Here is a 12768-nt window from a genome sequence, read left to right as displayed (position 1 = left end):
TCGCAGGAAGTGGGGCGGCACCCACTTTTTTTTGTTGGAGTTTTACAACCCTAATAGGGATTGGAACCTCCGCCCCGCATAAATTCTACAATGTACGGATAGGTCTCATGACTCATCCTCTGATTCCACAAATTATTGATTTAGCGACACCAGTAGCAGAAGACTTGGGCTTGGAGGTAGTAGGGGCGGTTTTTCACACCAACCAACGCCCGCCAGTGCTGCGAGTGGACATCCGGAACTGCGACACCGACACGGGACTAGATGACTGCGAACGGATGAGTAAGTCGTTGGAAGCTGCTTTAGATGCAGCGAATATCATCCCTGATGCGTATGTATTGGAGATTTCCAGCCCTGGGATTTCGCGCCAGCTGACAACGGATCGAGAGTTTATATCCTTCAAGGGATTTCCCGCGATCGTCAAAACCTCCGAACCTTATGAAGGGCAGAAAGAATGGAGGGGACAACTAATTGGTCGCGATGAGAGCAGTATTTACCTCAACCAAAAGGGTCGGGCGATCGCTATTCCCCGCCAGCTGGTGAGCCGCGTACAGCTGGATGAAAAACGCTAATTGAAGGATTGCTAACTGCTAATAGCTAATGGCTAATTGTTCGCAAGCTAGGAACCATTAGCTATTAGCTATTAGCCAATGACAAATATTACTTTTGGAGGTTTTTTTTATGTCAATGGTTAGTCTGCGTGGACTTAAAGAGCTAATCGACAAAATTAGTACAGAGCGCAATTTACCCAAAAGTGCCGTGCAATCAGCCCTCAGAGAAGCCCTTCTTAAGGGCTACGAGCGCTATCGTCGCACCCAGAACCTCGACAAGCGGCACTTTGATGAAGAGTATTTTGAAAACTTTGAAGTCGAACTCGACACAGAAGAGGAAGGCTTCCGCGTCTTGGCTACCAAGACCATTGTGGAAGAAGTGACAAATTCGGATCATGAAATTGCCCTAGAACAAGTTCAAGAAGTAGCTCCAGAGGCGGCTCTAGGTGACACCGTGGTTCTGGACGTCACACCAGAACAAACCGAATTTGGTCGCATGGCGGCAATTCAAACCAAACAAGTGTTATCGCAAAAACTGCGAGATCAGCAGCGCAAACTCGTTGCTGAAGAGTTCCAAGAACTGGAAGGAACCGTCTTACAGGCGCGAGTGCTGAGATTTGAGCGGCAATCTGTAATTATGGCGGTCAATAGTGGGTTTGGTCAGTCAGAAGTGGAAGCCGACTTACCGAAGCGGGAACAGCTGCCCAACGACAATTACCGGGCCAATGCTACCTTCAAAGTATTTCTAAAAAAGGTACGGGAAGGCCCAGCGCGTGGCCCTCAGTTACTGGTTTCTAGAGCCGCCGCAGGGTTAGTAGTTTATCTATTTGCCAACGAAGTACCAGAAATTGAGGATGAAGTGGTGCGGATTGTGGCAGTAGCGAGAGAAGCCAATCCTCCCTCTCGTCATGTAGGCCCCCGCACCAAAATCGCCGTTGATACTTTGGAGCGCGATGTAGACCCCGTGGGAGCCTGTATTGGCGCTAGAGGATCGCGGATTCAAGTGGTAGTAAATGAATTGCGGGGCGAAAAAATAGATGTGATCCGCTGGTCGCCTGACCCATCTACCTACATTTCTAATGCTCTTTCGCCCGCACGAGTCGATGAGGTGCGCCTTGTAAACCCAGATGCTCGTCAGGCTCATGTTTTGGTGGCGGAGGATCAACTAAGTTTGGCGATAGGTAAAGAAGGTCAGAATGTCCGTCTAGCAGCGCGATTAACAGGTTGGAAAATCGATATTAAAGACATTGCCAAGTACGACTACGAAGCCGAAGCCCGGAATATAGCGGCTGCTGCTGCTCAACGACAAGCCGAAGAGGAAGCTCTCTCCGCTTTGGCAGACGACGATGAGGAGTATGAAGAATTTGAAACTCCTGCCTCACAACATGATTGGCAGGACGACCTGGACGAGGAAGATGAGGTAGATAAAGTTAATCAGGCGCAGACAACGGAAGTTTAGATTTGAGATTTTAGATTAAATCTCAAATCTAAACTGTTGCCTCGATATGAAACCAAACTATCGGCGTTGCGTAAGTTGCCGCCAGGTAGCGCTAAAGTCAGACTTTTGGCGCGTTGTAAGACTCTACCCGTCGGGGAAGTTACAATTAGATCAGGGAATGGGACGTTCCGCCTATATTTGTCCCCAGGAAAGTTGTTTGGTAGCGGCTCGAAAAAAAAATAAACTGGGGCGAAGTCTCAAAGCACCTGTTTCAGAAGAACTCTACCAAACCCTGTGGCAGCGTCTGACCGCTAGCCAACACGAGCGAAGTCTCCTGTTGGTTAGCGAAACCAGCAGCCAAGAGCCGCCTATCGTCCCAGGCCCATAACACCCATCCGAATAAGATATCGTAAGGAAATAAGCCTGCAAAAAAGAAATGTGACCCAAGTTGTTAAAAATTTGTGCAAGATTAGAAAAAAAGCAGTTAACTAAAATAGGCAGATAGCTTGTTTGTGGTAAGCAGAGTAAAAATTTCTTGTACATGATTACGAGAAGCCAAAGACAACAGTCTGGCGCTTCCGTTCTTTACACAGCACGCAAATGATCAACAAGTTGTGGTTTAAGCGTATGGTTATGGTCTGAAAACTGGTAGGATTCGAGGGGAAAGACTGGATGAACAACGGCAAAGTCAGAATTTACGAATTATCACGGGAATTGGATTTGGAAAATAAGGATATTCTAGGAATTTGCGATCGGCTCGATATAGCAGTCAAAAGTCACAGCAGCACAATAACAGAATCGGAGGCAGAGCGTATTCGTTCGGCGGCAGAGAAACAACACGCCTCCCGTCCGAAGAGCGCGTTACGTCCGCCGGGGGAACGCAGAACTTCGCCGCCAGTATCTCAAGCTGTGCGACCAAGGCTGGAACACAAGCCGCAAATCTTGGAGATTCGTCAGCATAAAGCAGGTTCGGGTTCTAACCCACAACAGTCGGGAGAGCAAGTGGCTATCCCTCCCCAACCACCAGTTAGACAGCAGTCGCCGTCACCAATGAAGCCGACAACCCTCAATAAACCGGTGCGTCTCAGCGAACGGGATAATACCCCAACTGTAGAAGAAACGCAAGTAGAGTCTCAAGTAGAACTACAAGAAGAGCCTCAAGTAGAAGCAGTACAACCAGAGAGAAACGTTCTACCAGAGGAAAATGCCCCTGAACCTCAAGTCGTTGAAAAACGACCCGAACTTGTTGAACCTCCAGCAAGGCAAACAGCGCAGCGTCCAGGGCAAACAGTTGAACGGCCTGTATTGAAACGGGCCAATAAGGTTGACAACAATGCACCTCCTGCGGAGCCAGTAGCGAAACCACAAACAGGCGGGCCAAGCAGTGGGTCGCCAGTACGGCATAGTGCGCCGACTCCCCGATCAGCAGGAAAACCAGAGCGCTCTGCGCCCGTAGCCCCGCCAGTTCCACAACTGCACTCGCCACCGCAAAGACCAGGGCGGAATCTGTCCCCGATTGGCAGAAAATCTTCTGGAGGCGTTGAAGCACAAGAAGATTTAGTGACAGGACGCTCTAAGGGGCTTCGGGACAACGACGATGGTTTGGGATCGGCAGATACACCAGAAGAACTGTTATTAAGAAAACCAACTCCGCCCCGTTTGGTCAGCAAGCGGAAGGCTGCGTGGGAGGAAGAGGAAGAGGAAAGCCCAGAAGCAGCGAAGGCGAAGGCAGCAGCCAAAACCAAGCAGCGTCGCAATCAAATTGTCTTGGATGACGAAGATGATCTTGACGAAGTGGAAGGTTTGCCAGCTGCACTTCAGGTAAGTCTTTCAGTGGCGCGTCCTCCGAAGCAGCAAAAAGCTCGTCCAGCAGGGCCAGTAGTGGCAGCTCCAGCAGCGGCCACCAAAGTTGGCGCTCGCAAAGGTTCAAGCTCACGCGATACCCAAAATGATAATCGCCGTCGGGAAGCAGCCAAACCAGAACGTCCCGAAAAACTGGTATTGAGTGGCAGTTTGACCGTAAGAGAACTAGCTACGGCTCTGGGAGTGGCAGAAACCGAGATTATCAAAACTCTGTTCTTCAAAGGCTTTGCGATCAACATTACCCAAACCCTGGATATCCCCACCGTCACAATGGTGGCGAATGAGCTGGGTGTGGAAGTGGAGACGCAAGAAGAACAAGCTGCGGCTACGAAAGTAACGGTAATGGTGACCGAGGAAGACGTGGATCACCTGCAACGCCGTCCCCCAGTCGTGACAATTATGGGTCACGTAGACCACGGTAAAACAACCTTACTCGATTCGATCCGCAAAACCAAGGTGGCTCAGGGAGAAGCCGGGGGAATTACCCAGCATATCGGTGCTTACCATGTGGATGTGGATTATGAAGGTCAACATCAGCAAGTTGTGTTCCTCGATACTCCTGGTCACCAAGCCTTTACGGCAATGCGGGCGCGGGGTACGCGAGTTACAGACATCGCTGTGCTGGTGGTTGCCGCTGATGATGGTGTTCAACCCCAGACGATAGAAGCCATCAGCCACGCGAAAGCAGCTGAAGTGCCAATTGTAGTGGCGATCAACAAAGTTGATAAGCCGGATTCCCAGATAGACCGCGTGAAGCAGGAGCTAACCCAATACGGTCTGCAACCTGAAGAATGGGGCGGCGATATCATTATGGTTCCGGTAAGCGCCATTAAAGGGGAAAACCTGGATACGCTACTGGAAATGATTCTGCTACAGGCGGAAGTTTTAGAACTATCCGCTAACCCAGACCGCCCAGCTAAAGGTACGGTGATTGAAGCAAATCTGGATAAATCAAGAGGTCCAGTTGCTACCTTCCTGGTACAAAATGGTACGTTGCGAGTAGGCGATGTCCTGGTAGTTGGCTCGGTACTGGGCAAAGTACGGGCAATGATCGATGACCGGGGAGATCGGGTGAGTGCCGCGACACCATCTTTCGCAGTGGAAGTGTTGGGCTTAAGCGACGTTCCAGCTGCTGGTGATGAATTCGAGGTCTACCCGAACGAAAAAGAAGCTCGCGCGATCGCTAACACCAGAGCCGACGAGCAACGCCAGTCACGCCTGCAACAGGTGATGGCATCCCGCCGAGTTACCCTGGATTCCCTCTCAGCTCAGGCTCAAGAAGGCGAACTCAAGGAACTCAACTTGCTTCTCAAGGCAGACGTTCAAGGCTCCGTAGAAGCGATTCTGGGCGCACTCGGACAGTTGCCGCAAAATGAAGTGCAAGTTCGGGTGCTGTTAGCCGCTCCTGGGGAAGTTACTGAGACAGACGTTGACTTAGCTGCTGCCAGTGGCGCTGTGATTGTTGGGTTTAATACCACTCTTGCCAGTGGAGCGCGACAAGCTGCTGACGAGGCAGGTGTCGATGTGCGCGAATACAACATCATCTACAAACTGTTGGATGATATTCAAGGCGCAATGGAAGGTCTGCTGGAACCAGAGCAGGTCGAAGAACCCCTCGGAAGCGTGGAAGTCCGCGCTGTCTTCCCCGTCGGTCGCGGCGCTGTCGCTGGTTGCTACGTACTGTCCGGCAAAGTAGTTCGTAATTGCCGAGTGCGGGTACGCCGCAACTCTCAAGTGGTGCACGAAGGCGTTCTAGATTCCCTCAAGCGGATGAAGGAAGATGCCAGGGAAGTCAACGCTGGGTACGAATGCGGTGTCGGTGTTGATCGTTTCAACGACTGGAAGGAAGGCGACATTATCGAAGCCTACCAGATGGTAAGCAAGCGCCGGACTCTATCGCCCAATTAGTTTTGAGTTTTGAGTTTTGAATTAAAAACATATTTAACTCAAAACTCAAAATTCAGCACTCAAAACTCTTTTATGCGCTCTTTTTGGTCAGAACCGTTTTTGTGGATTCATCTTGCTGGATTGGCAGCAGTTCCTATTTGCTTGGAAGCGTGCTGCCTATTCCTAGCTGTTGGCGATCCTGTGTCACCAGGGTGGGTCGAAATGTCTTTAGTGGCGGTTGTCGGCATTGCACCAGTATTGTGGATGCAGTGGAGCCGCCCTTTTTCCATTTTCAGCATCCTGGCAGTGGCGATGAAGCCAGAGCAATTGACAGATGAGCAACGATGCCTCTTGTCGCAATTCAAAACTTCAGGGAACAAGTTTATCGCCGGCGCAGCAGCCGTTTTCATGCTGGGGCTATTGTGGCTCCTATACCAGACGGCACCCTTAGTGGCAAGCAAAGCAGCGTTTCTTCCCCAGTGGCGACTGGCGGGACTGCTAGCGGCGACACTGGCATTTCTGGCAGGCAATTTGTTTTTGCAGGTTAGCTTGAGCGTGGCGCGAGTTCTGTTCATCAGCGAAGCAGCGTTTTGGGCAACGCCACCTTATCCCCTAGAACGCATTTGTCAGGAGTTCACAATTCCGGGATTACAGGTAAATCAAATATTGCCAGCAGAAATCTCGCAAGCATCTGCTAAAATGCCAGCTGAGCTGGAATCAGCAAAGAGGGAACCAGTGTCTTCTGACTAAGAATACAAGCCTTTAGTCAACCTAGCCAATCATGGATAGTTTAAATTGAGATGTGCTTAAAAGCACAATCTAATTTGCGATTTAGGCTATCCTGGGAATAGATGGACAAATTAATTAAATAGCGGTTAGCTGATTTTAGATATTAAACGAGTGATATTAGATTTTCAAGTGAGTTTTAACTCTAAATCTAATATTTAGAATTTAAAATAAAAAATAGAATTGCTTTGATATATAAGCTGAAAACTCATTATTACTATAAAAGGTGCGTATGGTCATTTTCTCGGCTTCACAAAAAAGCGAATTTTCCGGCGATACCCAAATTTGGGAAAGCCTCAAACAAGCGATCGCATCCAGTTCCGGATTCCAGCGTTGGGAGCTGGAACGCCCTATGGATAAAGAACAACTTCAAGACGTGGGTATCGATTATCGGGTTCGCCGCTACCTGCGGGAAACACTAGAAACTTTGGCTTATTAGTCAGTTATCTAATGGCTAATTAGTTAATCAAGACGGTCTTTTGTAATTGCTCCCCCAATCGTAAATTGGGGGAGCAACTCTTAGTTGCACATTGGGTCAATTAGCTATTAACAGCCGCTACTTGATTAAATCGCCCAAATTCGGCAAGCCTTCTGCTAGTCGCCGGACTTGCTTGTAGACATCGGCAAGGCGATCGCCCTCCACATGAACTTCTGGGGTAGGGTAGTTTTGCAGCACTTCAATCAAAGTAATCTTATTATTTGATAGAGCCGAACTCATCAAAGCTCCCCGCAAAGCCTGTACGTTGGCACCGCTACCAGTATGAATTACATCAGAGACTTGAGTCAGGGCAATTTCCCCTAGAGGGTTATTCAGCACCTTGTCTAAAAACAGAGCATTCACCTTTATTTCTTGCGTCAGTACCTTTCTCAATTCTTCAGGTTTTTTTCCAGCCATAGCTAGATAAGCACGCAACGCAGGCGAAAGTTCCCCAGTTTCCACAAAAGTTGCGAGTTCGGGAACCGATATTGATTCTCTGAGAATGCTGTATTTTAGCACCACCGATTCGGCAGCATCCGCAGGAGTGGCAAAGAGCCAAACACCTGCAACAGCAGCTAAACAAACGAGACGCATTGACAGCAATAGATAGCGCATAGGGAACCACAAAATCTTGTTCTACTTTGACGATACTCTGTAGCGATAAGTTGCAACCTCTGGCGCAAGAAACAATGGCGAATAATACTACAGGGACATCGCACAAGTGGGGAATGCGATCGCATCCGTGTTCAATTTTAAATTTAAAAAAAAATATCCCTCAGCGAGTCCCTAAATCGTAAAGTAAGAAAGCACACAAAAAGCATCAATCGTATGATCTACAAGGGTTCTCATCGGAATTCCTCTCAGCTTAAGAGCGTCAATTTACGTCACAGCAAGGTAGCCACCGTCATCGGGACATCCCTGTTTAGCGCTTTGTTGCTTTGGTCTGGCGGGGTAATGGCACTTCCTGCTACTGCCCTTATAGAGCCATCAACATCCATAGCGCAAGTTCCCGCAGGCGCAACCGTCGTCTACGTCAACCAATCCACAGGTAACGATAGTACCAGTGCTGGCAGCCAAACCACACCCTATCGCACCATTTCCTATGCCCTCCAGCAAGCTGCATCTGGCACAGTCGTTCAGCTGGCATCTGGTTCCTACACCGCTGACACAGGGGAAGTCTTCCCCCTCGTCGTCAAAAAAGGCGTGATTTTGCGCGGCGATCCTGCGACCAAAGGACAGACAGTAGCAATTATTGGCGGTGGTGGCTACAACAGTCCCACTTTTTCCGGTCAGAATATTACATTGCGCGCAGACAACGACGCGGAAGTTGCAGGATTAACTATCACTAACCCTAATCCGAGAGGAACTGGGCTGTGGATTGAATCTAGTAATGCAAAGGTGAGTAATAATACCTTTTCCAACAGCAAGCGGGAGGGGGTTCTCGTCACGGGTACAGCTAACCCCAAGATTGAAGCAAACGTCTTTACCAGGAACGAGGGAAATGGTCTTTCTGTTGCCAAGACAGCGACAGGAGAGATCCGCAACAATCTGTTTCAGGAGACTGGTAGTGGTATTGTGATCACTGAGACGGCATCACCTTTGATCGTAGAAAACCGCATCATCCAAAATGTTGATGGGGTGGTTGCCTCCAACTCAGCGGCCCCTGTGCTGCGTAGTAACATAATTGAGGCAAATACCAGCTATGGAGTGGTGGCAACCGGGACTGCACAACCTAATCTAGGTACTGCTGACAGTCCGGGGCAAAATCGCATACGTAATAACACTAGGTTTGATGTTGCGAACATTACCCGTACCAATACGATACTGGCAGTCGGCAACGATATTGATGCCAAGAAGATTTCTGGCCGCGTAGACTTTGTAGCGACATCAGTTCCAGGCGGCGGCTTTGCGGATATTCAAGGTAACTGGGCGCAAGCATATATTCAAGCGTTGGTAGCTAAAGATATTATTGCTGGTTTCCCCGATGGCACTTTCCGCCCTAACCAACCTGTGACACGCGCCCAGTTTGCGGCTATCATCAATAAGGCATTTGCCCCAACACAAACACAGTCGGCGATTAATTTCACCGACGTTAGCCGGAATTATTGGGCTTATCAGGCTATCCAAACAGCTTCTCAGGGCGGTTTCCTATCGGGGTATCCGGGGCCTGTATTTCGACCGGAACAGCGCATCCCCAGAGTTCAGGTTTTGGTTTCTCTGGCGAGTGGTCTGAAACTGCGCTCTGATAATACTAATGTGTTGTCGGTATTTAGCGATCGCTCTCAAATTCCGACTTGGGCCAGCACTGCGATCGCAGGCGCGACTCAACAACAGTTGGTAGTAAATTATCCCACGCTGGCTCAGCTTAATCCTAGTCGCGATGCTACCCGTGCTGAAGTAGCGGCATTTGTCTATCAGGCGCTAGTTAATGCTGGCAAGGCTGAGGCTATTGCTTCACCTTATCTAGTCCAGGCTCCTTAAGATGCTTTCGCGCCAGTTTTCCTAATGCTGGATGCTGGCGCTCTACATTAAATGAGTGTTATAATATGATTTACCTATCAGCAATTAGCTGATAAGTAAATGCGGGTGTAGTTCAGTGGTAGAACGTCAGCTTCCCATGCTGAATGTCGTCGGTTCGAGTCCGATCACCCGCTTTTTTACAGTGACTAATTATTTGTCGTCAGTGCAGATTGTTGTCGCTGTACAACAGTGACTTTTAAAGAGATAGAACAGCATATAAAAGAAGCGATAAGCCTAGGGCATGGCTTCGCTTACCGCTTTTCATTTGGATTGGTTGCCTAGATGAGCGTTTACTCATTCGGAGAACCCACGACTCTATGTGAATATGTGGAAGCTTGCTGAGAGTGCGATCGCACTTTACGCCACTTTGCGATCGCATCCATCAACGCTTGCGAGAGAACCACAGAACCTTTGATCAGTAGATGAGTTGGTCTGACGATTCATCTATTAGACTATGATGTTGTTGACATTAATCTGTACGAGTGAGCGAAATCGTCAGACAACTGTACTGAATTCCACTACAACCCTATTGGCTTCAGGCTCAATGTCTCCATCAGTTATTGAAAACTTTGTAGTTGGCATAGTAACAAGCATTGTAACAGCCCTTGCTGTTTGGCTATGGGAAAAGGTACGCAAATCCAGAATCCTAAATCGAAGGGCTGCCTTTTTTGGTCTTTTACCCAAGGAAACATGCCTTGCAGTAATGAATCATAATCCTAAAAGCCCGAATACAATGTCTCATTCAGACGTGCAGACATTGATTGAAGTTGTTAGGCTTGTCGATGAAATTGGCTCCAAATTAATAATTGCTCCCTTCGATGAAATACTGGAACCTGCTGGAGGAACGACTGAATTTTGTATAGGTGGTCCAGACTCCAATCAGAGAACCAGAGTGCATTTAGAAAATTTTCTTAAGGGGATTCATCTGAAACCCTACGAGCCAGGCGATCCTGATAATATTGCAATTGTTACCAAAAACGAAAAATTTAGGTATGAGAAAAACAAGAGCGAGTATGCTGTTTTAGCAAGACTCTATCCTAGTTATACTTCTCATCCTGTGATTTTAATTTGTGGACAGACAGGGAGAACTAATCAGGGAGCTATTCACTATTTAATTCAAAATTATGATGATTTTTTGAGAAAAAAATTTGGAAATAAAAAACAGTTTTGCCTAATCATTACATTACAGTCGCCTGCAACATACGGATACAAATCTGCAAGACTAGAGAAAGATTTGACAGACACAGCGTTTATTCCATTATCGTAGGAAATTCCATAGCTATGAAGGAATGCCTCGTATTTTTCGCGACAGCTTGGGGGACACGTCACGGAGGTATCAATTCTTTTAACTATGACCTTTGTAAAGCTTTGGCTAAACTTTTAGCTGAACCTGGTCATCCCAAATTAAAGGTTGTTTGCATCGTCAATGAAGGAAAATACACTGAGGTCGAAGAGGCTAAGGCACTTGGCATAGAACTTCTTGTTATTTCCCACCACGATGAGCCTGCCCTCGACATGAAGAATGTTAGTAGCCAACTTAAAGGCAACGAAATAAAGCCTGTATACGTGCTGGGACATGACGTACATACTGGACCGAGAGCCATTAAATTATCAAGGGATGTTGGCGTTCCAGTCGCCGTATTTCATCACATGGATTACAGGGCATACAAGCCCTTCCAAGGCAAAAACGATAAGGATTCGATTTCGCGTCAAGAGAATATCCTGAAGGAAGCTGATACTGTATTCGCTATTGGTCCGAAATTGGAAGAGTCGGCAATAGACAAAATTCGTGGAGGAGAAAAAGAAGTCCGTGTCATAAAAGTTCAACCAGGTTTAGCAGAGATAAAACCAGTAGAGATGCCATCCCGCTTTTTAGCGATAACTTTCGGACGGCTGGATCAAGAAAACGGCTTACTTAAACAGACTGATTTAGCTGTAGCTAGTTTTGGGGAAGCTGTAAAAAATAGGGCAAACCCACTTGGACGAGATCCTGGACTCGTAGTGATTGGATTGTCCAATGAGGAGATAGACAGGGGGAATCAGTCACTCAAATCGTTAGGCGAAGATTATGCGAGAAAAGCCGTATCGATTTACGGTTGGATATATAACGAAAATCGACAAGAACTATTCAATGAGCTTAGAGGAAACACTGTTTGTATGATGCTTTCTCTTCACGAGGGTTTTGGTCTTGTTGGTCTAGAGGCAATAAGTGCTGAAGTTCCGCTTATCATTTCAAAGAATACTGGTTTGTATAAGGCTATAGACCAAACTCTTGAGGGAGAAGGAACTGGCTGTTTGTATCATGTTGATATCTCAGGTTCATTTGGTGAGAAATCCTTTCAAGATACAGATATTCAAGAAGTTGTAGATTGTCTCTATAAGATAGCCGATGACAAAGACAAAGCGAAGAGAAACGCTAAGAAACTTAAGGAAAAGCTGTCTAAAATTTGGACATGGGAAAATGCAGCTTGCCAAGTTTTTACAGGGCTTGAAGATATATTAAAGTCCGCACCTACCAATGATATAGCACAGATATTAAAGATGGACTCAAAAACAATTCTAGAGAATCTTCAAGATACTAAAACAGAAGGAAATCTTGATGCCTGTCTTCATGCAATTTATAAGACTGCTATTTGGTTGGAAAGGCATCCAAATGAATCATATATTCGTCGGCACTACCTTATTTTGGTAAGAGAAAAAGGCTTGCCGGAACAACAGCAGAAAGCAATTGTAAAAATGTCCCTTTGGCTACAAGAGAATCTAGAAAACTGTGATCCCTACGTTTTTACGGAGTATCTAAAGCTGATTAGAAAACCAGGAATACTAAAAGAGCAATGTCATGAGGCAATTCTTCAGTCTTCTAATTGGCTATCAGAACATCCAGATCAATCATCATATGTTCTCACGCAGTACCTTGCATTAGCAAGGGAAAAGGGGAAGCCAGAACACTCTCAAGAGGCAATTTCTAAGATGACTTTATGGCTGGAAGAGCATGGAAGTAACTGTGATCGCTACGTTTTTTGGGAATATCTCAAATTAATTAACCAAAAAGGAACATCACAACAGCAGCAAACAGCAATTAATCAGGCTGATATTTGGTTCCAAAAATATCCAGATGAAGATGATTCATACGTTCGTACAGAATACCTGAAGCTAATGAGAAAACAAAGATAGTAAGCAACTTCAATGACTTAATCGAAATCGCTAGTTGTGATAAACCCTTTCGCTAGGAGACGTGATTTTTGTCC

Annotated in this window: 10 protein-coding genes and 1 tRNA gene; 10 read left to right on the top strand and 1 reads right to left on the bottom strand. The window is 47.0% G+C overall.

What is annotated here, in order from left to right:
• Positions 1–107: 107 nt before the first annotated feature.
• The 6 genes from rimP (at position 108) to H6F63_RS05675 (ending at position 6961) form a co-directional block, all read left to right on the top strand.
• Positions 108–569, top strand: a complete 462-nt coding sequence (rimP, locus tag H6F63_RS05700; RefSeq protein ID WP_190426406.1) for a ribosome maturation factor RimP — start codon at positions 108–110, stop codon at positions 567–569.
• A 109-nt stretch (positions 570–678) separates the two neighbouring features.
• Positions 679–2007, top strand: a complete 1329-nt coding sequence (nusA, locus tag H6F63_RS05695; RefSeq protein ID WP_190635587.1) for a transcription termination factor NusA — start codon at positions 679–681, stop codon at positions 2005–2007.
• A 46-nt stretch (positions 2008–2053) separates the two neighbouring features.
• Positions 2054–2374, top strand: a complete 321-nt coding sequence (locus H6F63_RS05690; protein WP_190426410.1) for a YlxR family protein — start codon at positions 2054–2056, stop codon at positions 2372–2374.
• Positions 2375–2658: 284 nt separating this feature from the next.
• Positions 2659–5757, top strand: coding sequence for a translation initiation factor IF-2 (gene infB / locus H6F63_RS05685; RefSeq protein WP_190635584.1), 3099 nt, complete (start codon positions 2659–2661; stop codon positions 5755–5757).
• A gap of 72 nt (positions 5758–5829) precedes the next feature.
• Complete coding sequence (locus tag H6F63_RS05680; RefSeq protein ID WP_190635581.1) at positions 5830–6486, top strand: low-complexity tail membrane protein; 657 nt, start codon at positions 5830–5832, stop codon at positions 6484–6486.
• Between the two features lie 268 nt (positions 6487–6754).
• Entirely contained in the window at positions 6755–6961 is a 207-nt protein-coding gene (locus H6F63_RS05675; protein WP_190426417.1) for a hypothetical protein, read from the top strand.
• Positions 6962–7078: 117 nt separating this feature from the next.
• Here H6F63_RS05675 and H6F63_RS05670 read toward each other — a convergent pair whose 3' ends face one another.
• Complete coding sequence (locus H6F63_RS05670) at positions 7079–7594, bottom strand: alpha/beta hydrolase (RefSeq protein ID WP_199297715.1); 516 nt, start codon at positions 7592–7594, stop codon at positions 7079–7081.
• A gap of 234 nt (positions 7595–7828) precedes the next feature.
• Between H6F63_RS05670 and H6F63_RS05665 the strand changes: the two genes are divergently transcribed.
• The 4 genes from H6F63_RS05665 to H6F63_RS05650 all read left to right on the top strand — a co-directional run bounded on the left by H6F63_RS05665 (position 7829) and on the right by H6F63_RS05650 (position 12694).
• Positions 7829–9481 (top strand): DUF1565 domain-containing protein, encoded by a 1653-nt coding sequence (locus H6F63_RS05665; protein ID WP_190635577.1) that lies wholly within the window; start codon positions 7829–7831, stop codon positions 9479–9481.
• A 101-nt stretch (positions 9482–9582) separates the two neighbouring features.
• Positions 9583–9654: transfer RNA gene (locus H6F63_RS05660), tRNA-Gly, on the top strand.
• Positions 9655–10064: 410 nt separating this feature from the next.
• The gene (locus H6F63_RS05655; RefSeq protein ID WP_190635575.1) at positions 10065–10787 is read left to right on the top strand and encodes a hypothetical protein; all 723 of its coding nucleotides are present in this window, start codon (positions 10065–10067) and stop codon (positions 10785–10787) included.
• 14 nt (positions 10788–10801) lie between these two features.
• On the top strand, positions 10802–12694 hold the full coding sequence (locus H6F63_RS05650; protein ID WP_190635573.1) for a glycosyltransferase family 4 protein: 1893 nt from the start codon (positions 10802–10804) through the stop codon (positions 12692–12694).
• Positions 12695–12768 lie beyond the last annotated feature (74 nt).

The organism is Trichocoleus sp. FACHB-40 (genome assembly GCF_014695915.1).
Lineage (GTDB): Bacteria > Cyanobacteriota > Cyanobacteriia > Cyanobacteriales > FACHB-T130 > Funiculus > Funiculus sociatus.
The sequence above is the reverse complement of the archived record's forward strand: the minus strand, read 5'-3'. Positions and strand labels throughout refer to the sequence as shown.